Source organism: Allorhodopirellula heiligendammensis (genome assembly GCF_007860105.1).
Lineage (GTDB): Bacteria > Planctomycetota > Planctomycetia > Pirellulales > Pirellulaceae > Rhodopirellula > Rhodopirellula heiligendammensis.
On record NZ_SJPU01000002.1, the window covers coordinates 762,823 to 789,293 of the forward strand.

Annotated in this window: 22 protein-coding genes; 12 read left to right on the forward strand and 10 right to left on the reverse strand. The window is 54.6% G+C overall.

What is annotated here, in order from left to right; genetic code table 11:
* Nucleotides 1–99 precede the first annotated feature (99 nt).
* Complete coding sequence (locus Poly21_RS13245; protein WP_146407479.1) at nt 100–888, forward strand: SDR family oxidoreductase; 789 nt, start codon at nt 100–102, stop codon at nt 886–888.
* Nucleotides 889–1,030: 142 nt separating this feature from the next.
* Here Poly21_RS13245 and Poly21_RS13250 read toward each other — a convergent pair whose 3' ends face one another.
* Nucleotides 1,031–2,638 carry a RecQ family ATP-dependent DNA helicase gene (locus Poly21_RS13250; protein WP_302118838.1) on the reverse strand — a complete coding sequence of 536 codons (1,608 nt, stop codon included), beginning with the start codon at nt 2,636–2,638 and terminating at the stop codon, nt 1,031–1,033.
* Nucleotides 2,639–3,217: 579 nt separating this feature from the next.
* On the opposite strand from Poly21_RS13250, the gene Poly21_RS13255 reads away from it, so the two are divergent.
* The 3 genes from Poly21_RS13255 to Poly21_RS13265 are packed head-to-tail and all read left to right on the forward strand — an operon-like array spanning nt 3,218 to nt 5,071.
* Entirely contained in the window at nt 3,218–4,069 is an 852-nt protein-coding gene (locus Poly21_RS13255; RefSeq protein ID WP_146407480.1) for a TIGR02587 family membrane protein, read from the forward strand.
* The gene (locus tag Poly21_RS13260; RefSeq protein ID WP_146407481.1) at nt 4,066–4,467 is read left to right on the forward strand and encodes a hypothetical protein; all 402 of its coding nucleotides are present in this window, start codon (nt 4,066–4,068) and stop codon (nt 4,465–4,467) included. Before Poly21_RS13255 ends, Poly21_RS13260 begins: the two co-directional genes overlap by 4 nt.
* 4 nt (nt 4,468–4,471) lie before the next feature.
* Nucleotides 4,472–5,071 carry a cysteine hydrolase family protein gene (locus Poly21_RS13265; protein ID WP_146407482.1) on the forward strand — a complete coding sequence of 200 codons (600 nt, stop codon included), beginning with the start codon at nt 4,472–4,474 and terminating at the stop codon, nt 5,069–5,071.
* A gap of 329 nt (nt 5,072–5,400) precedes the next feature.
* Here Poly21_RS13265 and Poly21_RS13270 read toward each other — a convergent pair whose 3' ends face one another.
* From Poly21_RS13270 to Poly21_RS27520, 4 genes are all read right to left on the reverse strand, one after another.
* Complete coding sequence (locus tag Poly21_RS13270) at nt 5,401–6,471, reverse strand: endonuclease/exonuclease/phosphatase family protein (protein ID WP_302118840.1); 1,071 nt, start codon at nt 6,469–6,471, stop codon at nt 5,401–5,403.
* A gap of 440 nt (nt 6,472–6,911) precedes the next feature.
* Nucleotides 6,912–7,835 carry a family 16 glycosylhydrolase gene (locus Poly21_RS13275; protein ID WP_302118841.1) on the reverse strand — a complete coding sequence of 308 codons (924 nt, stop codon included), beginning with the start codon at nt 7,833–7,835 and terminating at the stop codon, nt 6,912–6,914.
* Nucleotides 7,836–8,268: 433 nt separating this feature from the next.
* Nucleotides 8,269–8,598: a VF530 family protein gene (locus Poly21_RS13280; RefSeq protein ID WP_146407484.1), complete on the reverse strand. Its 330-nt coding sequence runs from the start codon at nt 8,596–8,598 to the stop codon at nt 8,269–8,271.
* Between the two features lie 151 nt (nt 8,599–8,749).
* Nucleotides 8,750–8,914, reverse strand: a complete 165-nt coding sequence (locus tag Poly21_RS27520) for a hypothetical protein (RefSeq protein ID WP_302118842.1) — start codon at nt 8,912–8,914, stop codon at nt 8,750–8,752.
* A 204-nt stretch (nt 8,915–9,118) separates the two neighbouring features.
* Here Poly21_RS27520 and Poly21_RS13285 point away from each other — a divergent pair, with 204 nt between their 5' ends.
* Nucleotides 9,119–9,418, forward strand: a complete 300-nt coding sequence (locus Poly21_RS13285; protein WP_146407485.1) for an MTH1187 family thiamine-binding protein — start codon at nt 9,119–9,121, stop codon at nt 9,416–9,418.
* 580 nt (nt 9,419–9,998) lie between these two features.
* Here Poly21_RS13285 and Poly21_RS13290 read toward each other — a convergent pair.
* Nucleotides 9,999–11,711, reverse strand: a complete 1,713-nt coding sequence (locus Poly21_RS13290) for an arylsulfatase (RefSeq protein WP_146407486.1) — start codon at nt 11,709–11,711, stop codon at nt 9,999–10,001.
* A gap of 133 nt (nt 11,712–11,844) precedes the next feature.
* On the reverse strand, nt 11,845–13,344 hold the full coding sequence (locus Poly21_RS27525) for a hypothetical protein (protein WP_302118844.1): 1,500 nt from the start codon (nt 13,342–13,344) through the stop codon (nt 11,845–11,847).
* Between the two features lie 588 nt (nt 13,345–13,932).
* Between Poly21_RS27525 and Poly21_RS13300 the strand changes: the two genes are divergently transcribed.
* A complete protein-coding gene (locus tag Poly21_RS13300) occupies nt 13,933–14,154 on the forward strand; it encodes a hypothetical protein (protein WP_146407487.1) in 222 nt (73 codons plus the stop codon).
* Nucleotides 14,155–14,342: 188 nt separating this feature from the next.
* On the opposite strand, the gene Poly21_RS13305 is transcribed toward Poly21_RS13300, so the two are convergent.
* Together Poly21_RS13305 and Poly21_RS13310 are read right to left on the reverse strand one after the other, a co-directional pair.
* The gene (locus Poly21_RS13305) at nt 14,343–15,890 is read right to left on the reverse strand and encodes an IS1380 family transposase (RefSeq protein WP_302118845.1); all 1,548 of its coding nucleotides are present in this window, start codon (nt 15,888–15,890) and stop codon (nt 14,343–14,345) included.
* Nucleotides 15,891–16,010: 120 nt separating this feature from the next.
* Nucleotides 16,011–17,303, reverse strand: coding sequence for a DUF3472 domain-containing protein (locus Poly21_RS13310; protein ID WP_302118846.1), 1,293 nt, complete (start codon nt 17,301–17,303; stop codon nt 16,011–16,013).
* Between the two features lie 368 nt (nt 17,304–17,671).
* On the opposite strand from Poly21_RS13310, the gene Poly21_RS13315 reads away from it, so the two are divergent.
* The 4 genes from Poly21_RS13315 to Poly21_RS13330 all read left to right on the forward strand — a co-directional run bounded on the left by Poly21_RS13315 (nt 17,672) and on the right by Poly21_RS13330 (nt 21,812).
* Nucleotides 17,672–19,132: a sulfatase gene (locus Poly21_RS13315; RefSeq protein WP_146407489.1), complete on the forward strand. Its 1,461-nt coding sequence runs from the start codon at nt 17,672–17,674 to the stop codon at nt 19,130–19,132.
* Entirely contained in the window at nt 19,132–19,965 is an 834-nt protein-coding gene (locus Poly21_RS13320) for a phytanoyl-CoA dioxygenase family protein (RefSeq protein WP_146407490.1), read from the forward strand. The genes Poly21_RS13315 and Poly21_RS13320 overlap by 1 nt, the downstream gene beginning before the upstream one ends.
* Nucleotides 19,966–20,170: 205 nt before the next feature.
* Nucleotides 20,171–20,626, forward strand: coding sequence for a GNAT family N-acetyltransferase (locus Poly21_RS13325; RefSeq protein WP_146407491.1), 456 nt, complete (start codon nt 20,171–20,173; stop codon nt 20,624–20,626).
* Between the two features lie 118 nt (nt 20,627–20,744).
* Nucleotides 20,745–21,812 carry a M42 family metallopeptidase gene (locus tag Poly21_RS13330; protein WP_146407492.1) on the forward strand — a complete coding sequence of 356 codons (1,068 nt, stop codon included), beginning with the start codon at nt 20,745–20,747 and terminating at the stop codon, nt 21,810–21,812.
* 108 nt (nt 21,813–21,920) lie between these two features.
* Here Poly21_RS13330 and Poly21_RS13335 read toward each other — a convergent pair whose 3' ends face one another.
* Nucleotides 21,921–23,207 carry a PQQ-binding-like beta-propeller repeat protein gene (locus Poly21_RS13335; RefSeq protein WP_302118849.1) on the reverse strand — a complete coding sequence of 429 codons (1,287 nt, stop codon included), beginning with the start codon at nt 23,205–23,207 and terminating at the stop codon, nt 21,921–21,923.
* Nucleotides 23,208–23,593: 386 nt separating this feature from the next.
* Between Poly21_RS13335 and Poly21_RS13340 the strand changes: the two genes are divergently transcribed.
* Nucleotides 23,594–25,183, forward strand: coding sequence for an arylsulfatase (locus tag Poly21_RS13340; RefSeq protein ID WP_146407494.1), 1,590 nt, complete (start codon nt 23,594–23,596; stop codon nt 25,181–25,183).
* Between the two features lie 259 nt (nt 25,184–25,442).
* Nucleotides 25,443–26,432: a linear amide C-N hydrolase gene (locus Poly21_RS13345; protein ID WP_302118851.1), complete on the forward strand. Its 990-nt coding sequence runs from the start codon at nt 25,443–25,445 to the stop codon at nt 26,430–26,432.
* Nucleotides 26,433–26,471 lie beyond the last annotated feature (39 nt).

Genomic DNA, 26,471 nt, shown 5'->3' on the forward strand with positions numbered 1-26,471 from the left:
GCGCACACCTGTATGCTACGGCGCGACTGGACGGTTGAAGAATTGATCGGGGCCTAGGCGCCGATCGCGACATTCTAAGATGCGAAAAGGAGAGGCTTGATGAAGATTGATCTACGTGGTCGGGTCTATGTCGTCACTGGCGGCAGTGACGGTATCGGCAAGGGGATTGCAGAAACGGTCGCGGAATGCGGCGGCAAAGTGGCGATCATCAGTCGCGACGAGCATGCCATGCAATCTGTCGTTCAGGCTATTGGAGCTGCTGGCGGTGAGGCGTTCTATGCTGCCGCCGATGTGTCGAAAAACGATCAGATGCGAGATGCCTTCCGATCGATCGTCGATCACTTTGGAAGCATCGACGGGGTCGTGGCGAACGCAGGGACCAACGGAACCTGGGCACCCGTTGATGAATTGACGCTGGAGGACTGGGAGCGCACGATAAACGTGAACCTCACTGGGACGTTTCTGACAGTTCATCACAGCGTGCCCTATCTACGCGATCGAGGTGGCGGCAGCATCGTCATTATTTCATCGATCAACGGAACCCGTACATTTACCAATGAAGGTGCGTCTGCCTACGCGACCAGCAAAGCGGGCCAATTGGCTTTCGGGAAGATGCTCGCGTTGGAACTCGCCAAGTCAAAGATCCGCGTCAACATCCTGTGTCCTGGCGGAATCAAATCCAACATCCACCAGAAAACAGAGCGTGATAATCTCGAAGCGATTGAGATTCCCGTCAATTATCCTGAGGGCGAGATTCCGCTAACTGCTGGTGAGATGGGAGATCCTATCGATGTCGCCGCGATGGCCGCATTCTTGCTCAGTGACCTTGCTTCGCACATCACGGGGACTCCCGTTTGGATTGACGGCGGACAATCCCTGCTGCAATAGCGGATTGCTGACTTTAACTGAGATCGCTTATGCGAACACGCCGCTGATGTAGACCACCTTGTACTTGTCTACTCTGATGGCGGATACACCGTTCGCGAAGGCTGAGGCGAGCACATCCCAGCTCTGGCGGTCGCGGCTGAGACTAGTCAGCTGGAGAGTTCCCATCGAGCTGAGCCAAACCGTTGCCGGTCGGATCACAGATGTCACAGCGGCAAGGAGTGCGACCGAGCGTCCGTTCATCTTCAAAGTGATCGAGCAGAGCTGCCCATCGACAACTGCGGCTCTCTGCATAGTTGACCATTTGGCGCACGGCGATTTGACGATTCTCGGCGCGGTGTTGCCCTTGGCGAGCTAAATCGTCTGTCACATCATGGTCAATCACGTCGACCACGCACCGCCAACGTCCTCGTCCTGCTGGCGATACGAATCCGCGTGAGGCGAGCTGTTGTAGACAACTCGTTAGAGTAGGCCGGCCGAGAGCGCTGATTTTCTTAAGTTCGGATAACGACACCGTACCGTCATCGGAACCCCACCGCTCGATCCCCTGCTGAAGACAATGATGGGCGGTATTGAGCTGCGATGAATCGAGATGTCCGCCCGCGAACATCTTCAACACGTCTACATCAGCAGGGTCATACAGAAGTGTGCAATTGGCATTCTTGCCGTCTCGCCCTGCTCGGCCGACCTCCTGATAGTAGGCTTCCAAGGACCCCGGCAGGCTATAGTGAATGACACGTCGAATATCCGCCTTGTCAATTCCCAAACCAAACGCGTTGGTGGCAAACATCACCCCGGGCGGACCATCCATGAACGCTTGATATGACTTCAACCGGTCGGCGGTCTTCATCTTGCCATGGTAGCCCATAACCGGCATCTTCATATCGGCAAAACGATCACGCAGCCGATCGACTTCTTTCGTCGTATTGCAGTAGATAATTGCCGGCTCATTCCCAATGAGCGAATCATCCGCAGTCAGTAGTTCGCGAACTTTGGCATCCTTTTCGTTCACTCCTGAGCACGGCAGAACCGCAAGCCGCAGATTGGGCCGAAACACTCCACTGGAGACAATGACGGGATCGTCGAGGCCAAGGGAATAGACAATGTCATCAATCATGGCGGGAGATGCGGTTGCTGTCATGGCCAGAAGCGGTGGATTACCTAGACGCTTGCGAGCGTGCTGCAAACAAAGGTAGTCTGGACGGAAGTCATGTCCCCATTGACTCACACAATGCGCCTCGTCGACAACGAAGAAATCAACACCGATCTCGCCCAGCAAGTCACAGAGATCTGTCTGCTGCAATCGCTCTGGCGTCGTGAAAACAAACTCTGTTTTCTTCGATTGCAAGTCGTCGCGAAATTGCTGGATTTGCCGCGCCGACTTGGAACTATTGAAAATCGCTGCTTCGATCCCGTTATCGCGAAGGCTTGCCGCTTGATCTTCCGCCAAGGATATCAGCGGACTGACGACGACCGTCACGCCCTCGAGTTCGAGTCCTGGAAGCTGGTAGCAAAGACTTTTCCCGGATCCAGTTGGCATCAATATCAGGGTATCGCGACCCTCCATGGCAGCACGGCAAGCTTTTGTCTGTCCCGGGCGGAAGCGAGTGAATCCAAATGCTGTCTCGAGTCGCTGATGGAGATTCGACCAGCGTCCCGTGGGTAGGGATGACCGCTGGTCTCCAGGTAGCCTGGACCTGTGCGAATCATTGGCAGGGGTTTCGACAACGACGCTTTCAGTTTCTTGATCCACTGGGACACTTTGCGATTAGTTTGTTGAAGGAAGCGTTTCGATGATACGTCACCGAATGGATAGCTTCACAAATGCGGCGATACGCAACTGGTGTGCCAAGGTGGACACAGATGTGCCATAGCAGTTGATGCGTTCCATCCTACTCCGCGTGGCGATCCACACCGAAACGTCTCCAAGCAAAGCTGCCTTGTGATGTCACTGCGAACCCTCTGGTACAAGAAATGCTACACCGCGTCGTGAGAACTGTTTGCGTCTCGGTCTGGACGAACACGGTCTCCTTCCGGGGAGCCCTTCGAGACTCCCAACTAGATCAAAGTGCGGTAACACCCTTCATGGTCATTCCTTTCATGGTTGAGTTTACTCATTGCGCAATCGCCTTGAGCCGGTTCGAGCTTCACGCATCTCGGGGATGCGCAACCAAGACAGGGCACCTCCCAGCAGGGCGGATTCACAACATTACTACGTTTTCGTTTCTGCGTGTCGCCGTTCGTCGGCACCTCAGCAGGTCGGGCAAACTCTTGGTCGGCAGCCATGTCCGAGCGGTGTTGCTGACCGCGATCTCGAGTCTGACGCCAGCCCATGAATGACGCTACTGACTCCTCGAACAAATTTTTGACTGGACTTGCGAGAGCATCAGGCGGAGCATTGTTGTTCTCGCTGCCGATGCTACTGACGATGGAGATGTGGTGGCTGGGCTTCACGATGCCAGCGATGCGGCTGGCCGTGCTCCTCGCCGTGACTCTGCCGACACTGATGGGGCTGGCCTACTACAGTGGCTTCGAAGTTCCTCAGGGTTGGGTGGGAACCGTCGTTGATGCATTTGTCGCATATTGCGTTGGCATTGTTGTCGCTTCCAGCGTTCTTGTGCTTATCGCAGTCATTCGATCCAGTGAGACCATGTTCAGCGAGGGCTTGGGAAAGATCGTTCTGCAAGCGATTCCAGCAAGTTTTGGGGCCGTGCTGGCGTCAAGCCAGTTCGGTGATGACAATGACAATGGGAGAAGACACGAGCCAAATGGGCATGCGCATCATGATCTCGGATGTTATTTCCGTGAATTGTTCTTGATGTTCGCCGGAGCGATCTTCCTGGCTTTCAACGTCGCGCCGACTGAAGAGATGCTTGTGATTGCCTTGAAGATGACGGCGTGGCATGCCATTGCCATGGGGCTGTGTTCGCTCGTCGTCATGCATGCGTTTGTTTTCGTGGTCAAGTTTCGCGGCCAGGAAGCGGTGCCGGATGAGTCATCCCAAGGCAGTGTCTTCCTACGATTTACCATTCCGGGGTATGCCATCGCTCTACTTGCCAGCCTGTTTTGCTTGTGGGTCTTCGGCCGGCTCGAGGATACTGCGTTGGAAGAAACGCTCATGGCAACGATGGTGCTCGCGACGCCAGCCGCCGTTGGAGCAGCCGCAGCGAGACTGGTTTTATGATGACAGAAAAAGATGATCGTGCGGATCAGCCAACGCAGAATGGCATTCCTGTCGCCGAGTGGATTGTGGCGGCGGTCGGTGGAGTGCTGGTCATTGCCTCGTTCCTGTTTTTGGCATACCGCGCCGTCAGTGAACGCGAACCCGCCTCGTTTGAGTTCACGATCGAAGAGATCCAACGCGTGCAGCAACAGTTGGTGGCGACTGCCTCTGTACACAACCGCGGTGGTCAGCCCGTCGCAGACCTGCGTTTGCGTGCGATTTGCAAGCGAGATCAGGTGAAAGAAGTTGTTATCGAATATGTTCCCGCAAAATCATCCAGGCGAGTTACATTTTACTTCGACGATGCGGACGTGGACGCCCCCATCGAGTTCGTCGTCGATTCTTTTACGGAGCCTTAGAAAAATGGCAGAGCAGAGAGAAGATCGCTCACTCCATGGAAGTGTTCCCGATCAAAGTGACGTGGCGCTCTTGATCATCGATGTGATCAATGATCTGGAGTTTGATGACGGCGACAAACTTCTCCAGTTCGCACTTCCGATGGCAGAACGCCTCGCAGAGCTACGACAGCGATTCCGCGACACAGGCTTGCCGGTCGTTTACGCTAACGACAATTTTGGGAGGTGGCGTTCAGACTTTCGGGTGCAAGTCGACCACTGCTTGAACGAGGGTGTCCGCGGAAAGCCCATTGTGGAACTATTGCGGCCACACGACGATGACTACTTTGTGCTCAAACCCAAGCACTCGGCATTCTATGCTACAACGTTGGACGTATTGCTGGAACATCTGCAGGTCCGGAGCTTGGTCATTACTGGGGTCGCTGCCGATATCTGCGTGCTATTCACCGCCAATGATGCGTACATGCGTGACTTCGACATCGTCATCCCGTCCGACTGCGTGGCGGCGAACACACGTCAGCAGTCCGACGTCGCGTTGCAATTGATGCACCGGGTATTGAAGGCGGATATCCGTCCGTCAAGTCAATTGTTGAGGAGTATCGGTTGAAACTGACCGTCACCAGTGCAAACTCGACTTGCCGCAACACCAACAGCACTCTCGGCTATAGCGGAGTCGCATTGCTCGTAGAACTGCTGGTGCTTCGGCGAGTTGCGACTGCGTTATACAGTGGCGAATGGACGATTCTGCTCAATCCCGAGCGAAGGACCACTATTGACGCGGGAGTTCCAGAAACGGAATCGTGTAGCCAAAGCATCCACGTCAGTTCGCTGCTCGCGCAGCGAGCCGCTCTCTTTTCGGCCGAAGACGACGTGGCTTGCGGGAGATCAGCCGTGCAGGACTTCATTGCGCAGGCGGACACCCCTCCGTTAAGCCGGCTAATCCTCCTTCGGCTGATCAAGGGCACCAGGTTCGTTCAATGCCTCTACCGCTGCCTCGGCGTCTTCTGCGTCGCCGGCGTCAAGATGCGGAGCCGACTGCGTCGCCCGTGCCTCCGGTTCGTGGCTAAGGATCACTGACAACGGCAGGTGGTCAGAACCAATTGGCGGCAGAGTTCGCAACGAGACTACCCGAAAATCTTTGGAATGAAAAAGATGGTCGAGCGGGTATCGCCAAATCCAAGATTTCGCATTGAAAGTCGCGTAAAGACCGCGACCTTTTCGCGGATCAAGTAAGCCGCTGACCTCCTGAAACAGGTCTGTGGTTCGAGACCATCCGACATCGTTCATGTCCCCGAGTACGATGACGCTCTCGCTATCGCGGACGTCCCGTCCCACCAAGACCAACTCACCATCTCGTTTTGTCGTATCTTCGCCGGGACGTGGTGGATTAGGATGGACAGCAAACAAGCGGACGGAATGACCCGACGCAAGTTGAATCTCAGCGTCGATCGAAGGAATTGTCTCCTTCACCATGGCTCGAACTTCGCCGGATACCAGTTCGAGATTGGTGTAGAGTGCGATGCCGTACTTGTTCTCCAAAGGATGCTCGATGTGATGTTGAAATTGTTCACGAAGCGGCGCTAGATCCTCAATCCAACGTTGGTTGACTTCGCACAGCACGCACACGTCCGGTGACTCGGACTTGACCAACTGAACTAAGGCTGACGCATCCGTATTATCTTGCAGCACATTCGCTGTCAATATTTGCAGACGAGTGGACGAGTCGTCGGACTTGGCCGGCTGGACTTGATAAGGAGCGACAGGCAGGTATGGGAACACCCAGTAAAGCTGAATGCAGATGCTAGCGACCAGCAGCCCCGCCGCTACTTTGGCATACGGCTGACTGAGCATGAACGCCACGATGACCAGGCACACCAAATACGAGACTAAGAGCTGCACGCGCGGAAAGTCACCGATCCGAACCCACCACCAATCGACAGGCAGTAACGGAACAAACGCTGTGGCGATCAGCACGCTGGCAATCGCGAGAACAAGGAACGTCAACATTGGGGTGTGTCTCGCTGCAATCGATTCAACGTCATTCTCGCCTCTGGTAGATTTGGGCAGTGATGGCATGGCGTGAGGATGATGGGTTTGGTTTGGAATGGGTGCACGCTGCCAATCGCCGGAACTCGCAGATCAATCGCCACCTCTCGTACTTCTGGCGACGCGAAACGCCCGAAGCGCACTGGCTGGTCGCTATTGAAATCCACTTCTCGCGCGCTCTGGCACCTAGATTCGCACCTCTGACACCGACGAAAAGTGCCTCCGCGGGCATCGTAGCGTAGGCGGAACTGCAGTGCGACTGCTGTTCCAATTTCGCCCCAATGCCGGTTTGGTTCCGAAAAAACTTGTTCGGCAAAATCCGAGCGGTGATCCCGGTCCACCGTTGGGGCGGTTGGAGCCTCCCTTTCAAAATTTAACTGAAAAAACGACTTTTACTCGAACTACTTCAGTCGATCCCAAACGCGGACGTAATCAACTAGCATCGTCGTGGGAAACTCCTCTGTCACTTTCACCTCGGCCGGCACAAACCCCTTTGCGGTATAAGTCGAATAAGGGGGACGAAGCCCAAGTGACAGGGCAACGTGCATTTCGCGATGCCAATAACGATTCTGTTTCTGTCCAATCGCTGTGCCGTCGATGAACCACGTGATGGTTTTAGGAGTGATCTCGCAACCATACGTGTGAAAATCACTGCGAGGGTCAAACGGCAGACGTACTTCGTTGGCTTGTTCAGCCTTAAACCGTTCGTCGTTGGGGCGGTGCCACTCGCGTCTCAACATACCTGGTTTACCGTTCGACACGATCGCGTGGAGGTTGCAATCCGCAATGCGCTCGTTGCCTTCGAGTCGATCACCGCGCTGGGTCAGTTCGACAATGTCCACTTCGCTGTATCGCGTCTCGTCCTTCGGCACAATCGTATCGTCAATTTTGCTATACAGCCAGAACGACGGGCACACGCCGGGAAACAGGGGAGCCCCCTGAATCCGCGCCTCGTAGTAACCATACGTGCCTGTCACGTGCGACTTCAACATACCTGAGGTGTAGGGGGTCGGAGGCCTGCCTCCCTTGACGATCGGTGCTGGCAATCGTCGCATCGCAATCTGCACGTGACCGTCCGATACTGCAACATTCGCATCGTTGTCCCAAACCCAGGCCCCAAAATTCTCGGGAGACTGATTCCACTTGAGCCAATCCACTTCATCATCATTGAAATCGTCCGACCGATCCCAGCGAATGCGCCACTGGTCCGTCGATTTGGAGGACAAAGGTATGGAATTCTTACTCGTCTGAGCGAATACGAGCGTTGGGTAGCAGGTCGCCAGCGATATCGCGATGACCGCGCTAAGGATGAATCGGTGTCTCACAGTTATTTTCTCCGCCAAAGGGGTTCCAGGTTGATCACCCGCGGTGATCCCGGCAACAAACGCGCCGCTACGTTGACTTTACGCTCAGCGACAACACACACGTCGCACAACACACACGTCGCCCAGTACATGCGTGATGCTCAAGTCCGGCTGCAGTTGCTCCAGGATCTCCAGTTTACCGAATGCAATGACTTCTCTGACTTCAGACGATCCCGCACCATCGTATCAATTTCACCGCAGCACATGTTATGCGGAATCGTCCTCCGCGTCGGACTTGGCAGCTTCTGCACTCTGTCGGGGTAATCACACTCGTGAGCCACGCCGACTAATCGTCACGCAATCCCAACGAACAAACAATTTCGGTCGCACTTGCTGGAAAAGAAACGATTCGCATGATTTTTGTGTCTGGTTAGGCGTTTCGCGCCCGCCGAGTTCAGTGATCTTCTGAAACGTCTCGACGTGCTCGATCCCAAACGCTGGCCCCCTCGATGGGCACATCGGCGGAGGTAACCTGACCCTTCCGCTCGTCAAAGCTACGCGAATCCAAGTACAGTCGCTCGACCTTCGCGCGTGCCCAATCCGTCTTGCGGAGAAATCTTAACGAGCTACTGATGCTCGGTTCGCAATTGAAGCAGTGGATGTTAATGCGATCTCCCAGTCGCTCCCAACCATACTCCGCAACCAAATATTCGAGCATCGCCTTGAGGGTCACGCCGTGGAGCGGATTATTTGGCTGAGATCTGTTTGGCTGAATCGGATTCACTGCGCTAACTTCGGCTCGTTTTGATTAACTTGGATACGAATTCTGACTAACCGCTTCAGCAACTCTGCATGTTCGATCTGGCTCAGTTCTTGGCGGAAGGCGTCAGCAAGTGCAGTGCCTCGGATTCCTGCCAACTATCTGCCGGCTCGTTTCAGGATTTAGCAAGCGGTCGAATGGCAAGATGCTCGAGCGGTGCGGTTGCTTCAATCATCGGTGAGAAGCTGTTTCCGGTCAACATGAAAACTTGTTCGAGTTCCCCGGTATTGTCCTGGACTCCGAGCACAAACGTCTGACCAAAAATAATGAGTTGCCTCATAAGCAATCCAAACCGCTCAAAGATGCCGCCGGCAATTGCTGTCGAAGGAACTCGCCGCTCGGCGGGCCGCCCGGAAATATCATCGGCCTGGAGACGGGAGAAACACAATTTGGTTGAGAACAGCCACTGCAGTATTCGTCAGCAAAGATTATGATTTCCCGAAGCAAACAACGTTCAGCCGAAAAGATTGGAAGAATCACGAACATGAAAGTCATCGTAGATCTGTGTGTCGTCCCCATGGGAGTTGGAGTTTCCGTAGGAAAATACGTTGTGGAGTGCCAAAAGGTATTGCAGGCAGCTGGGTTGAATCATCAAGTCCACGCATACGGCACGAACATCGAAGGCGACTGGGACGAAGTGTTCACCGCGATCAAGCGTTGCCACGAGCATGTTCACGCAATGGGTGCACCGCGAATTACAACAACCATCAAAGCTGGAACTCGGACGGACCGCGAGCAGTCCATGCAGGACAAGATCGACAGCGTGGTCAAGCAGGAACTTTAATTCGCGATATCACGCGGCGACTGCATGATTCTCGTCAAGTCGCATGCTAGCCTTTCTTCGATGTTCCAACACGTGTTGCTTGAAGCTGTGGGCATTGCGCAGGGCCGACCCATACCAACTCGTTGTTTTGCCAAGGACTTTCGCGAGGAAGTTCCGGGTTCAGCGGGTCTTTCTGCGACGCATCGCGATGCTCTTTTCGTCGTCAATTTGTTCTAACAGGCTAATCGCGAAACGTTTGAGCAAGGTAGAGTTTTTCCGCGAGCATACGATTGCGACCCCGGCTTTCATCCTCTTGCAACGTGCATTCTAGGCACCAGTGAAATGTGAGCTAGTCTCCAATTCCTGTACCACCAACGGCATGACTTAAGATGCGGCGGGTAGGCTGTCCTGGTCAGCCATTGACGATTAGCGTGACAGCGCTGTTCCCTCAGTCGCCGTTCAGTATTGTCGATGCGGCGCATCCAACCTCTGACTTTGGCGTTCGAAACGGAATGGTTATAAAAAATGCCATGCGTGTTTCTGTCCACCGCACATTGAGCGTCGCGCCAATGCCCATTGTGGCCTGCGTCGACATCATCTGCTACTTCGCTTTCGCTGTGGACGCCCTCATCCGAACTTCTTGGACCGGATGGACCTTTCCATCGATGTGCAGCTGAGCTTCCATAAATCCGGTTCCTTTTGGCAGCCTAATATCCGTCAACTCGACCTGGGTTGGGACGTCGTCAAATTCCTTGACGATCGTTTTGTCCATCCAAATGAACTTCACCGTGGCGGCCTGCCCATAATGTCGTCGATGCGGAACGATCGAAATATCGAAGCGATCGATCTGTCCGGGGTTGCTCATTCGCCATCGGCCATAGTTGTTGGGACGCCACCCCGTCTTGTCACCCCACCAGTCTTGCCAGGTAAATCGGAAGTCTAGTTTCTGCTCAGGATTCAGTTCGGTGGGATATGGCATACCGTCATTACGCCGCAGTTGAGCCGTTACGTCGTCGAACCACGTTTCGTATTCTCGAACGAAAGCCTTGACCATGTCCGGATGTTTGTCGGACTGGTCCTGCGTTTCGCCAGGATCCTGTTTGATGTTGTAAAGCTCAAAACCTGTTGGCCCGCCTCGATTACCGACCACTTTCCACGGTCCACGACGCACCATGCAGTTTTCGTACTTCGGAGGGACATTCGCGCGGTTATGCTGCATGAAGAGATAACGCTGTTGGAATTCCTGCGTTTCGCCATGCAGCAGACCGAGGATGCTCTCGCCATCGACCTTTACGTCGGCGGGCAAGCCAATTCCGCAAGCATCTGCCAGGGTCGGAAGCAAATCGATGTGCATCGCCGGAGTATCGAACTTACGCCCGCCGTCGAGTGTTTGGGGCCACTGAATCACAAATGGAGAGCGGATACCGTTTTCGTAAACGCTACCTTTTTTGGCCCTCAATCCGGCAGTGAAATAGGTCGAGTTCGGACCGTTGTCGCTCATGAAAATGATGATCGTGTTCTCACGCAGGCCCATTTTCTCCACGGCTTCGAGCAGGCGTCCGAAGGCACCGTCGAATTGAGTAATCATCCCGTAGATCGGCGCGACCCAGTCTCGTCCATTGGGATCTCGAAGGTCCTGTTTGTCGTACTCCGCACGAAATTCATTCGCGACGTCGAATGGCGAGTGAGGAACGTTGAGTGGCAGGTAGCAAAAGAACGGCTGCTCACCCGAATCCTTCATGAATTGAATGGATTCGTCGATGAAGACATCTGTGCAGTAGCCTTTGGCTTTCTTAAAAGTGTCGTTGTACTGCAGCGTCGGATCCCAATAGGTGTTGCCAGGGTAGTCGGCAAATTGCCCGATGCCGCCACCGCCATGAACGACGACTTTTTGAAAGCCTTGGTCCTGGGCACGCATCGGAAAGTTTTCACCCAGATGCCACTTGCCGAAAATGCCAGTGCGGTAACCAGCGTCCGCAAAGACTTCCGCAATGGTCGTCTCCTCCGGATTCATGTTGGACCGCCCAATGTACGTGTCGTGCGCTCCGGTTCGAAAATGATATCGCCCCGTCATCAGCGACGAACGTGTCGGCGTGCACATTGGCGAGACGTAGAAGTTCGTCAGCTCTGTTCCCTCGGCGGCAAACCGATCGAGATTGGGAGTTTTCAAGACCTCATTCCCATGGAATCCAACTTCCGCCCAGCCCTGGTCGTCAGTCATCACCAGAATGACGTTAGGCCTGGACTCGGCGGCAACCGCTAACGTCATGCTCGAAAGCCAGGCCACGATCCAGGCGATGCTCTGAATGCTCATATTGATTTCAATTCCCATCTATTTTCCACGTTTCGATGCCGGTTCGGAGCCCGCTGTCTGAGAGCATTTTACGCGAGTTACGTCCGATTGTCGTGTGGTAGCCGGCCCCCTGTATGGCGAGGTCCAGCCAGGCTTACTTATCGTGCCGACGTGGCTTCGTTGCATCAATCTTCATAAACGCCTGTGCCTCCTCAAAACTGATGTCGCGGTAGAGTACGAATCGGTCGATCTGAAGCAACGCGGAACGTCCTGACAGTTGCAGCTTGTACTCGCCGGGTTCAGCAAACGTGACGTTGAGCCATGAGTGATAGTGATCCGGCTCCAGAACCCCGTTCATACCAAACACGACTTTGCTTCGACCGTAGAACTTATGGAATCCGGTAACCCGGCCTTTCGCCATTTGCACGGCATCGGGGAAGTTGATCCACACGTCGTTTGACTTGTCGCCCTCCGCCGCGGCAGGCTGACGCATGAACCACTTGACGGTATACGACCCTGGCGTTTCGATCGTTAGCGGAACTTCGATTGTCTGTTGAGCGTCGACCGCATCGTACTTATTCGGTCCTGCGTACTGGATGTAGCCCCCCCCGAACGCGTCGTCGGATTCGACCTTCTCCCACTCCCCTCCGAGCATGAATTGCTCGGCTTCGACAATCAGCAACTTGCCCGCCTGCACAGCCTGGGCAAGTTCCGCCTGCAGGTCACGTGCAACTCCAGGCAACTGCGTTTCTCCGTCAACGACGTTGCTGTTCGGTATACCGCTTCCCAAGAGGGCTTCAAACTTCGCGGGGCTGCCGTTTGCATCTCCTAGCAACAGCCAATAGAGCATCCCTGCGTCGGAGATGTCCGCCTTGCCTCCAGAATGGGCCTGCATGCGCTCATAGATCCAGCGCACATTGGGGTCGCGATGATCTCGCATCCAATGCCAGGGAGAGAAGTCTCTCTCTGAGTTCCAAAGAACCTCTGGATCCCAATGACCGTTCTGGTCCTTGATTCGTTGATACTTCATCAATCCACCGCTGTAGTCGATCGCTTGTTGGAGTGTGTGATGCGACGGTCGACGCAAGTGATCATCGTTGTACCCGCTGTGGGAAACGATATAGACATGCGTCAACGCAGCGCCATCTCCTTGATCGACAACTTCTTTCACGACTTGGTAGAAGAACTCGGCAGGGCCCATGTGAACAAAATAGAGTGGATCATCTACCGTCGACTTCGCGAGCTCTGCTTTTAAGTGATCCTGAGCGCCATTCAAATCTTTCGTTACATCAAAGAATAGACCCGGAGCGAATCCCCAACGCTGTACCGCCCCGTCGACACCAATCTTCATCTGGTTCTTTTCGTCTGGCCCAGGGGGTGCTGCGATAAAATTGTTGTAAGAGTAATGAACAAGCTTGTCTCGCATCTTCAATTTGGCAAGAATCGCTAACGCGGCGGGAGTGGCGCCCCAGTCATCCGGGTCACCAGTTTTCCAATGATGCCCCTGGTCAGGTGCGCTGTTGCCGTCGGCACTAACCGCGATTCGGTTCTCCTTGTACTCCCAAGATTGGGAGAATGCTTCGTGAGATGTTGAACCAAACAGCACTAACAGCAACAAACCACCGCTGGCGTTTCGACGACTAAAATACGACATAACATTTAGATCCACATTTAAAACTATTGAAAGCGAACGCGATCTGGATTCGGCCCAGTTGAATTGCTAACCGGTTAGTACTTTTGGGTCTGTAAGAGACACGACCATGGCTTCAATTGAAGCATAGTGTTTATGATGCATTTCCTATCCAATACTTCTTTTGCCTCGATTCGGTCGTTCGCTAAAACTGAAAAGCAAGTAGCATACCTGTGGGGCGGCCACATGCATCTCGGGAATGGCAAGTATAGGCGTCTGACATGAAGCCAACGTGAAACCCGAATCGATTTCTCGGAAAATTTGGCCACGGGAGGATACTAGTTCAATTTCATGTTAAATTAAGGTGAGGTTGCTAGAATCGGTGTTGTGTGCAGTCTCGTTTGGCTCTCGGGGTTGCGAGATGTTGCGAACGGCTCAATGCAGTTTACGCAGTGGATGACGCACTGAGCGGTTCGGCGGGGGCAGTGCTGCTCACAGCGTGGCGTTGCCCAGCGAAGCCGGGCGGGCGACGCTCTAAGGTGGCTCGTCTACGCTGTGCGGTCTTGACAATCATCAAACACCAGCCAGCCACATTCTGTGAGGAACTTTCACGTGCTACAAATCTCCACGATTCTTATTGCCTTGAGCTTGGCTGCTTCCGAAACGCCTGCCAGGTGGGATTTCGAAGCAGACGAAGTCGGAAGTCAGCCACAAGAGTTCTATTGCATTGAGACGAATGAGGCGCCGCACGCGAAGTGGGAGATCGTCCGTCACGATGGTGATCAAGTCCTGGCACAGCTGGACGTCCACAAGAAGGATGGGCCTAGTCCTTAATCAAGCGAAGCTTGATGAAGGTTTCGCGGTTGGCTGCGGAGTTTCTCGGCGCGCAGCTCCCACCGCCCCAGCGACGCTGGTGGTGAATTTTGGTGGGTGAGTTGCTCATCGTCGAGTGGCTTTTTTGGGTTAGGCGTTGACGGCGGTATCAGTGCATCCAGACACTGACTTCGTTGAGACCACGCCCGTCAGCAACGCAGCGGACGACGGATGTTGGAATTAATTAGCAGTAGAACATCAACCGATGGCCGGTAGCTCAGCAAGCGGTACACCAAGGTCCGACTGCGGCGGATGATTTGAGCAGGGACCATCAAGATGCGGTCGCGGAAGGTTCGGAAGTCCATCCCGATCACGCGTGATTTTGTCGCTGCTTGATCGATACGTTCTTGCTCCGTCCCGCTGGGCTTGATCAGCAGACCTGACCAAACTTTTAAATTCCAAGCCAATGATGCGATCACCATGTAGGCCCAGTTGCTTGTCAGATCGCTCAGCGGTGCGCTCAGGCAACACTGCTTCAGTTGGGCGATGTTGTTCTCTTGATCGCATCGTGCGTTGGCGTCGACGACCACCTGGCGCGGCGACTTCATCTTCTTCGTCGCGTTAGTGATGTAGAAAAAGTAGACCGGCTGTTCCTTATCGAACAACCTCATCTGCCCGCGAGTCAAATGTACTTCTTTGTGAAGCACCACCACGCGGTAGGTCCTGTTGCACTTGCCCGGTTGATAGTCGAACTCAGCGATTCGTTCGCTGGCAAGTTTCTTGTTGAGGTAGCCATTCCTGACGACGATCTGTTCTTTAAATCGAGGCCGCCGTGCCCGTGGTTTCTCCACCGCCGGCTTCTGGCTACGCCTTCGTTTCATCGCCTTCCACGCCGAAGAGTCAAGGTTTTCAGCAATTTCGACCAATTTGGGCATCGCGTCGATACCAAAGACAAACTCGACGTTGTCAGCATCCCAACGATCGAAATTTTCGGTCAACGCGAAGTCGGTGTCACCTCGCAGCACGATCTTGCGGAAGCCTGCGTCGCGGCAACGCTGGACGGCCAAATCAAAATAGAATGCAGAGTTCTCGTGGCTGGGGCGGTTGCCGCTGCGGTTGGCGATAAACAGTGGCTCACGCGTGTTGGCTAACGTCACCACCAGCGGATGGTAGCCCCACTGGCCTTTGTAGTTGATGCCGATGCCCTGCTTTCGTTCGCCCGAAGTTTCGACCTGGGTTCCGTCGGCTTCGATGACGGCGCAGTCGAAGAACTCATCGGACTGCTGTTTCCAAACTTTCTCACGGACACGATTGAAGGCACTCATCAAGCTGAGCACGTGTCTGTCATTGAACCGGCGACAGAAGTCACCTGCGGTGGTTGGGTCAGGAATGCGATGGGCGCCGACCGCGTTGAGATAAGCTTCATCCTGTCGCCGGTCTTCGAGGTGATCCAAGCAGTTGCCACCGGCAAGAAGATTCAGCGAAATATTTAGAACGTGATCGGCCTCATCGTAAGGGAGATGCATTTTGAATAACTTAATGGCGCGGTTGATTTCGCCCCGCAGATCGAGTTGCTTGGTGAGCTGCAGCATCGCCCCGATGCCACCGGCCGCGATCGCTTGCTGCTTCTCGGCGAGTTCATAACTGATAGCAGGCGGTGTGATCATTGGCGACGACCAAGGCCCCTCAAACTTATCGATTCGGCGTCGCATTTTTCGCTTGCGTTCTTTGACTTTTCGTCGTAGCTTAGCGTTCACTCGAAACCCTCGTTTGCGTGCGTGGATGGAAGGGGTAGTAACCTCCAATACACGCGTAAAACGCCGAGGGTTTTCGAGTTTTTCAGTTAAATAGAAAATCAAGCTTCGCTTGATTAAGGCCTAGTTTTGTGGCAACGCAGCGAAATCGATTTCCGGTTGGGCACCACTCGATGCGCGTTCAAACGTTTGGTCGAGCGCAACCTGGTCATCGAAAAAACCGCAATTGCGAAGGAAGAAGCTTGCCTGCTTGCTGCCGCCCGCATAGTCGAGTCGTTGCCGGGCCCGCGCGGTGTTGTCGCCGGTGAACTTCATGCTGGTGATCTCGTGCCACTTTCCGGCGGTATCACGCACCCACTGATTACCGTAGTGGGCCGAACGCTCGGCGTTTCCATATTCAGGGGAAAAGTTTTCTAGGAACGAATGGAACCCGGTGAGATGTTTGTCAGTCTTAGGGCGTTGGAAGCTTGCAATCAGCCGCCATTCACCTGCGGCTTTGTCGCCGAACCAAGACGTATAGTGTGTGTTGCCATCGCCGTCGGGAGTAACCTTGGTCAAGAATCGATAGGTCGCCCCAGCCTGCCAAGGATAGATCATGTAGCTTTGGCCCCCTGAGCCTTCGTTCCCGAAATCCTGCGCTCTCACATCGGTACCTTTCGCAAGCGTGCGGATCCGATCCTCGTCAGGAATTTCGTTGGGGTTGTCGGTATGAAAGGGGCTCCATACCGAAAACAACACGCGTCGCTCGGTATTGCTGTTGACCTGCATGCCGAAGTAACCCTCCCCAAAACCGTTGGCCATGAAGTATGAACCAATCGCATCCTGACCCGCCGGTACCGTGATCTCGCTGTAGGCATAGGTGACGTCGGTGTCTTTGGGGAGGTGGTAATGCAGATGTACCGATGGACCGCGGCGGCCCCAGTAAAACATGTTCCCCTTGTTGCTCTGGACAAAATCGAGCTTCATACCATCGGTATCGGAACGGACAATCAAATCGCTGATCTCCGTAGCAGAAGAGGCGTCTGCCTCGTCACGACTGAGGTCGATACGAACATATCCCGGCTTGGCAATGGCCACATCGCCGAGCGAGTAGGTTTGAAGCTGGGAATCGTTCAGCCGTGTCGATAGCAACGTATCGCCCACTCTCGCCTGGATACTGGATTGGCCGTCAACGCTACGACCCTTGATAGCTAGTTCCACTTGGCCAGGGCGATCGACGTGGAAATAGACCGAGTAAACGCGGTCGCCTCGGATCCGCAACGCCCCGTCGGTGAGAGGCAGGCGTCTGCCCGAGGGTGGGGCACGGTGAAAAGCGTTCCCCGCCAGCGGCACCGTCCATTCCTCGGCAGCGATTGGAGTCACCGCCCCTAGTAGGGTCACCATGGCTGCCGTGAAAAAGGAGTTAGTAGTCAGCATCGTCACGTGGTCTCCAGAGAGTTAATAGCGAGTTTGATATGAGGGAGCATTGCCCCGTCGCGGACCGCTCCCCTCGCCCATGGAAGTGCTCCTCCGCTGGATTCTACTTGAGTGGCCGAGCGTCCCCGCTCAATCCACGAATCCATTGCTAGCTCTCGATCTTACAGCTCTTGAGGAATTCGGGTCAGCCGCAGCCGTGTGGATGCCAGCTGCTACACCCTTAGTCAACTGTTATGCTAGCAGGCGTGCCCGCAGATGCCGCTGTCGATCGACAAGTCTGACCTTCCGCCCACACATCTCTCGCTGGGGCGGGTATCATGGAAGACTTCCACTTTCCTGCAACACGCTCAAGTCACCGATGGTGTGCAATGACTTTTTTTAAACAGATCCCCCTCGCACTCCTAACTCTCGCTCTGCTGTCGGGGGCCACGACGGCAACGGCGGCGGAGGCCACCAAGCCGAATTTCGTGTTTCTCCTGGTGGACGATTTAGGTTGGGGCGATTTTGGTTGTTATGGCGCGGAGTTTTACGAAACACCCCACATTGATCGATTGGCGAGTGACGGAATGCTGTTCACCAACAGCTACGCGGCCTGCACGGTCTGTTCCCCCAGTCGGGCGGCGATTCTAACGGGGTGTTATCCCGCTCGATTGCATCTGACGGATTGGATCGCTGGGCATAAACACCCCCGCGCGCAACTCTCGGTACCAGATTGGAACATGAGAATTGAACATGACCGAATCCTGCTGCCCGAAGCATTGAAGGCAGATGACTATGCCACTGGCTTTTTCGGCAAATGGCACTTGATGCCAAACGGCCAGCCGGATTTTGACGAGCACTATCCAACCAGCCATGGTTTCGATGTCAACGTTGGTGGCCGCGAGTGGGGACAGCCCAAGGGGCCGGGGCGATATTTTTCACCCTTTGGAATGCCGAACTTAGACGATGGTCAGCCCGGCGATTTTTTGACCGATAAGCTGACCGATACTGCGGTCGATTTCCTGGAGGTCGAGGCGCCAAAGAATCCATTTCTGTTGTACTTTGCCTACTACACCCTGCACGGCCCCATCATGGCCCCACCCGAACTGGTCGAGAAATATAAAGAGAAAGCAAAGTCGTTTGAAAACACCAAGAATGAGTTTCTCAATCCCGCGCGAGCTGGAATGGTCGAGAAACTCGACGATAGTGTCGGGCGGATCATGGCCAAACTCGAGGAACTTGGTATCGCTGACAACACCGTGATTATTTTGACGGGCGACAATGGTGGTGATGATGACCGGACGACCGGAGGGCTACGTGACTTCAAGGGCTTTTCGCATGAAGGTGCCGTCCGCGAGCCGCTCGTGATCAAATGGCCTGGGCATACCAAACCAGGATCAAGTTGCGACGAGATGGTGATCGGCACCGATCTGTATCCGACCATGCTTGAAATGGCAGGGTTAAAGCAACGCCCCGACCAGCATCTCGATGGGATCAGTATTGAACCGTTGCTGACCGGCGAGGCGACAACCTTGCCACGCCAGTCGCTGTACTGGCACTATCCTCACTACCATCGCACACGTCCCTACGGTGCGGTCCGGAACGGGGATTGGAAGCTGATTGAGTTTTTCGAGGATGGTCGTTTAGAGTTGTTCAACTTGAAAAAAGATCCGTTCGAGACCACCGATGTGGCGGCTGAGCACTCGGAAAAAGCCAAGGAACTTTTGGCAGAACTGAACGCATGGAGGAACGAGGTGGGCGCCCAAGAAATGACTGAGAACCCTGACTGGGTTCCTGAGAATGTGAACCAGAAGCAACAGGGAAATCGAAAGAGCAGAGGGGGTCGGTAGTGTCAATCAAAGTCGACGAAATCCCCAACCCCACCCCCGCACAGCTCGCTGCGTTGCCGCGAGAGGTGGGGTTCGTGCCCGCGGTCAATGCGCATCCTCAGACGCTGAGCCCGGCGCAGATTGACGGTTACAATGACCTGGGGTTTTTGATGCCACTGGATGGATTGCAGGTGGACGAAGTCCGGGAACTGCGAGCTTTTTTCGACGGTGTGCTTGCGGCGTTCATTGAACTGGGCCGGACCAGCTATTCGATCAACACGGCGCATTTGCGGTTCGCACGGATCTATCAATTGGTGCAGCATCCCCGCATCGTCGCGGCTGTTGCCGATCTACTCGGGCCGAATATTGTCTGTTGGGGATCGCATTTCTTTTGCAAGATGCCGCACGATGGTAAACGCGTGCCATGGCATCAAGACAGCACCTATTGGCCGCTCAGCCCAACGAAGACAGTGACGGTCTGGCTGGCCATCGACGACGCCGATCCCGAAAACGCGAACATGAAATTCATCCCGCGTTCGCATCAACATGGTTTGATTGACTATGACGAATCGCAGGACGCCAATACGGTATTGAACCTCGCCGTCGAGAACGCAGAATCCTACGGTGATCGCGAGGTGGACGTGACCCTGCGCTCCGGGCAGTTTTCCATGCACTCAGACCTGTTGTTGCATGGATCAGAGGCCAATTGTTCCGATCGTCGACGATGTGGATTGACAATTCGCTACGCCGCCGCTGACGTGACGACCTGGTACGATTGGCACCAGAAAGGCATTCTCGTTCGCGGTGAGAACACGAGTGGGCAGTGGGCGAATCCGGCGATGCCCGATCATTAATCGACCGTGATGCCCGACGACTGAAGTGACCCGGTGCTCGTCAGATCGCCATGGGGTTGGTACAAAAACTACCTCATGCCGACCGTCGTCCTGGCTGAGTGGAATGACGTGGGGCTTGTTACGCCGCGTGCCTGTTTCCCCTTTGCCAATCCCTGGCCGATCGTCGTCGGCAGATCTTCAAAACCGTTTAAGTGTCTTGTCGCTCATGAATGCAGAATCCAAACCTACTATCACGCCGACCTGCGAAATTCGCCAGGCGCTGCCTACCGATGCCGAGGCCATCCATGCCCTCATGCGGCCTTTTGTTTCGCAGCACTTGCTGTTAGCCCGCAGCGAAGCCGAGATTATTGAACTGACTCGCCATGGATTTGTCGCCATGCAAGGCTCTCGCTGCATGGGGTTTTCGGCAGTGGAAATCTACTCGCCGAAACTCGCCGAACTGCAGTGTCTCGCCGTGCACCCAGAGGCTCAACGGACCGGAGTGGGACGCCAACTGGTGAATCAATGCATCGAACGAGCCCGCTCACTCGGTGTGATGGAAGTGCTTGCCATCAGCTCGTCGGAGGATTTCTTGCGGTCTTGCGGTTTTGATTTTTCGTTGCCTGACCAGAAAAAAGCCCTGTTCTACCAAATCCGTGAACGTCCCTTCGATGATCGATAGTGGATGTTGCCCAAGCCCCTGATTGCCGTTGAATCTGGCGAGGCGGGGCGACCGTTTGATCCGATGCCGACGCAGATAGCCGACTCTTTTTCACTAGTTCACCTTGCAGCCTGATCGCATGACGCCACTCGAATTCCTAGAAAACGCCATTCGTACGCCGAGCCCCTCTGGTTACGAGGAGCCGATTCAAAAGCTGATTTCAGAATATCTCCGGGAGCACACCGATGAGGTTTCGATTGATATCCATGGCAACCTAACCGCTTGCGTTGGACCATCCAATGCGCCGCGTCTGATGTTGGCGGGGCATTGCGATCAGATCGGGATGCTGATTTCCCATATCGATGAAGAGGGTTTCTTGTACGCACAGACTATCGGCGGTTGGGATCCACAGCAGTTGATTGGTCAGGCCATGGTAATCTGGACGGCGGCGGGACCCGTGTCCGCTGTGATCAGTCGCAAGCCCATTCATTTGCTCTCCTCAAAGGAACGCGAAGAGGTCGTGCGACTGGAGGACATGTGGCTCGATATTGGCGCTACCAGCGGCGAACAGGCATCGAAGTTGGTGCGAGTCGGTGACCCAGTGACACTGGATTTGCAATATCGCCCCCTATTAGGCGACATCGTCAGCGGGCCGGGGATGGATAACAAGACCGGCATGTGGACGGTGATGGAAACGGTTCGTCGTTGTGCCGAGGGGTTGGCCGACCGACCGCTGCAGTGCCAACTGCATAGCGTTGCCACGGTGCAAGAGGAGATTGGACTGCGCGGGGCTAAGACTGCCGCAGCGAGAATCCAGCCTGATGTGGCTATTGCCGTCGACGTGACGCATGCATCGGATTGCCCGACAATCAACAAGCAGCAGCAGGGGAACATTCGGCTCGGCGGCGGACCAGTGATCGTGCGTGGGCCGAATGTGAACGTCAAGGTCGCTGCTCGATTGATCGAACTGGCGGAGAAAAATGAGATCCCCTACCAACTCGCCGCACTCGGTAGGGCCGCTCCGAACGATTCCAATGTGTTGCAAATCTCCGGTGCAGGCGTCGCCACCGGTTTGGTCGCCGTGCCCAACCGCTACATGCACTCTGCCGTCGAAACAATCTCGACGGCGGATATTGAAGCGGTCGCCAAGCTATTGACACTATTCGCTCAGAATCTCACTCCGGAATGCTCGTTCATTCCGGGCTAAAGATGTTCGCGGGAAAAAGAGTGTTCGTGCCGCCCCCGGACCGCCTATGCGGCCCGACACGATGGGTCAGCTCATTGGCCTGGCGGCACGCTCCAGACCCGGTTCGGGCTATTGGCCACTGATGTCATAGCAGAAAATGCTGTCATCTTCTCGGAGGTATAGGCGGCCGTTGGCGATTGACGGCAGCGCCCATGTGGGGCGGTCGTCCGTATTGGGTGTCTTGAACTCGCTGATTTCTACGTATTCAGCAGGGTTTGCCTCCGCTAAGACCATCGTACCATCGGAGAAATGGAGATAGAGTCGTTCGCCCGCAGCGGCAACGGAGATGGAGTTCCGTCCCGCTCCGCGAGCTTCCCACTGTACCTCGCCGGTGAGCATCTCAATGCACAGGACCCGATTGCTGCCGTCGGAGCCGCCATAGATATAGTCACCAATCCGCACAACTCCGCCTTGCTTGTTGGCTAATTTGGGATTCGAAGGATAAATCTCCTCGACTTCAAACTTACCGTTGCCCCGTGACACTTGGCGAATCAACGCCCCGCCCAAACCGTAGCCTGCGGTCGAGAATACGAGATCATCCTTTACCACAGGCGAGGGGATGAATGCTGTTGGCGGCTTCATTTCATAGGCCCACAAAAGTTGCCCGGTGTCCGCGGCAACGCTGATTGGCCCGCCCGCAGTGTTCTGAATATACATCTTCGTGCCCGCGAATTCGGTGGGGACGATCGATGAGTGACCGGCGCCTTGATCGCCAGGATGAATCGCTGTCCAAACCAGATTGCCATTCAATTTGTTCAGGGCAATCATCGTGGATTGTTCTCCACCAGGCGTGCAGACGACGTTGTCGCCATCAACCAGTGGTGACTCACTGTAGCCCCATTGGTCTGCTTTCTTACCACCAAAGTCTGCTTTCAGGTCATGTTTCCAAAGGACATCTCCGTCGCTGGTCGCACAGCAATAGAGACCTCCCGCCGGCGTCAGGACGTAAACCCGGTCACCATCTACCGTCGGTGTGGCGCGGGATCCCTGCCATGTGGGCTGGCCCTCATCCCATGCTGATCCGGTCTTGGTGGACCAGATCATCTTGCCATCGGCGTCGCTGAAACAGGTGAGGTATTCGTCGTCATCGTCGGCCAAGGAGGAACCGTCACCGAGCGTGTACACGCGGCCGTCGGCGATGGCGGCACTGGCGTATCCGCGACCGGCGCCCTGAGCCTGCCATCGTAGTTGAGGACCCGCCTCAGGCCACGATTGTAATAAATCAGTTTCCGAGGAAACGCCGGAGCGGTCTGAACCACGGAAGGTGGGCCAATCAGCGGCAAACAGTGGTCCCGCGCCCAAGATAATGGCACAGGCACATGCCGGCCAAAGGCGGCTTTGATTCGGGGTGATCACAGAATTCTCCACAAATGAGGTGACGTCAAAGGAATAGGGGCCCGCCATGCATCAACGGGGCCGCCCGCAGAACGCAGGATATTCTAGCCGACCGTTCGGTTCGGCGGTAAGGCGAGCACCCGACGGGATCGCAATCCGATGGGAACCACTTACGAAGTCGCCTGTTTCTCCCTGCGACTCTACTGTTAGTGGGACTCACTCACAAAAAAATCATCGTTGGACACTTGAGTTATCCCTGAAAAACCTCCGGCGCACGCTTCCGTGGGACGAGCCCGAAAATTGGCCTGTCGTTGGGATCGGTATGATTCCATCGGGCTCATCGAGGCTGTTATGATAGACAGCCTTCTCCAATTTCTCTATTCACTTCACACCGGGGCATTTTTAGTATGAAATTCAGACACCTTGCCATCGCCCTGCTTTGCAGCCTGGTGGGCGCCTCAGCGGTACTGGCCCAAAACAGTTCATCGCAGGACAACAGGAGCACTGCGAACAAGCCGAATATTCTTGTCATTTGGGGCGACGACATCGGCATCCCGCAAATCAGCGCTTATACCCGCGGATTAATGGGATACCAAACCCCCAATATTGATCGCATCGCCAATGAGGGCATGCTCTTTACGGATGCTTATGGACAGCAAAGTTGCACGGCGGGCCGAGCGAGCTTTATTCTCGGCCAAGAACCGTTTCGCACGGGCCTGCTGACGATTGGCATGCCAGGCGACCCGCATGGCATCACCGAATGGATGCCGACAATCGCCGACGTGATGAAAGACCAAGGTTACGCGACGGGGCAGTTCGGCAAGAACCACTTGGGCGACCAAGACAAGCACCTGCCCACCAACCATGGCTTTGATGAGTTTTTTGGTAATTTGTATCACCTCAACGCCGAGGAGGAACCGGAAGGATACTTCTACCCCAAAGATCCAGAATTCCTCAAGAAGTACGGTCCTCGTGGTGTCATCAAGTCCAGTGCCGACGGCAAAATTGAAGATACGGGACCGCTCAACACCAAGCGAATGGAAACAATCGACGAAGAGTTTCTGGCGGCCGGTAAGGACTTCATCCAGCGGCAGGTGAAAGCGGAAAAGCCATTCTTCATGTGGTTCAACTCGACCCGGATGCATGTGTTCACGCACCTCAAAAAAGAGTCGTTAGGCAAGACGGGCAAGGGCATCCATGCCGACGGAATGGTCGAGCATGATGGTCACGTCGGGCAATTGTTAGATCTGCTCGACGAACTCAATATCGATGACAATACCATTGTCATCTACAGTACTGATAATGGTGCTGAAATCGCGTTGTGGCCCGATGGAGCGATGACGCAGTTTCGCAGCGAAAAGGGTACGACCTGGGAAGGTGGTTTTCGCGTTCCTATGATGGTCCGCTGGCCTGGAGTGATCAAACCCGGCACGGTGTCCAATGAGATCATTTCGAACATCGACTGGTTTCCCACCCTTTGTGCCGCAGCAGGTGCCACCGATATTAAGAAAAAATTAACCCAGGGCACAACAATCGACGACAAGCAGTTCAAGGTGCATTTGGATGGCTATAACTTCCTGCCCTACTTTAAGGGGGACGAGAAATCAGGACCCCGCGATCAGATCTTTTATTTCGATCAGGGTGGTAACCTCAACGCGGTTAGATGGCAGGATTGGAAGGTGAACTTTGCAATCAATGAGGGCAACATTGCCGAGGGTACCCGGAAAGTAACAGCATGGGCGATGATTACCAATCTGCGAATGGACCCTTACGAGCGGGCTATGGAGGAGGGTGGTAGTTACATGAAGTGGTACGCACAGCAGATGTGGTTGCTCGTTCCGATTCAACAGCAGATTAAGAACTTCTTTGCCGATTTCAGTGACTATCCCTATCAAACCGGATCGTCCCTCAATGCATCGGGAATCAATTACGGACTGTTGCAGAAACAGGATGCGCTGGAGCGTCTCAGGAAAATGGAAAGCATCAAGCCGAATTAAGTCACTTCATTACTAGGCTTCGAAGCGTGCATGGGAAACGCACCATCGGCGATTCTCATTCACTCTCAGCCTGGGCGTGATTCGCCGCAACCTTGCTGCCGACGCTGCGGATTCGAGCATCTTCTAAACACCTGGCAGCAAATTTCAAAAACTTTTTACTCAAAATCGATCGACGCAGATGAGCACGACAGCCCCGATGCAACTGGCCACATTTGGTTTTGGCATAATTTTTATATTTGTTCTCCTGTCTCAATCGGTGATGGCTTGTACGCGAGCTGTTTACCTGGGACCGGAACAAACCATCATCACGGTGCGCAGTATGGATTGGGCATCGGATATTGGATCGAATGTTTGGCTCTTGCCGCGCGGGGTGCAGCGTGACGGCGCATGCGGACCAGGATCAATGCAATGGACGTCAAAGTATGGCAGCGTCATTTCTACGGCATTTGATGCCGCCACTGCCGATGGCATGAATGAGAAAGGACTCGTTGCCAACCTGCTTTATCTCGCCGAATCCGAGTATCCATCCCCCTCGGCAACGGACCCACGGTCACCGATGTGTATTTCGGTGTGGACACAATATGTGCTGGACCAATTTGCAACGGTTGCCGAGGCAGTTGAGGCGCTGCGTGAAGAACCTTTTTATGTCGTCCCTGTTGAATCTCCCGATGGGCATAAAGGCACGGTGCATCTCGCCATATCGGACCCCACCGGCGATTCAGCCATCTTTGAATATGTTGCTGGGAAACTGGTCATTCATCATGGTCGTGAGTATCAGGTGATGACGAACTCTCCTGTTTACGACCAACAGTTGGCGTTGAACAGCTATTGGGAGCAAATTGGCGGCACCGTCATGCTGCCTGGGACCAACCGTGCCGCTGACCGTTTCGCTAGAGCATCGTTTTACGTCAAGGCGATTCCTCAAACAGCCAAAATTGAGGATGCCATCGCGAGTTGTTTTGGCGTGATTCGAAACGTATCGGTTCCACTGGGAATCTCAACGCCCGGCCAACCCAATATCTCCTCCACACGTTGGCGAACGGTCTCGGATCACAAAAACCTGCGATATTTCTTTGAATCGACGCGCAGTCCGAGTGTGTTTTGGATAAGCGTGCGTGACTTGGATTTCGCCGCGGGGGCACCTGTCAAGAAATTGACCGTCAGCGATGGTTCGATCTATTCGGGTGATGCCGCGGATGAATTTAAATCTGCCCCCGCATTCAAGTTTTTGACGGCCGCAGGGCAGTAGAGAGTGCCCTTGCCACTCAACCCATTAATCGCAGATTTC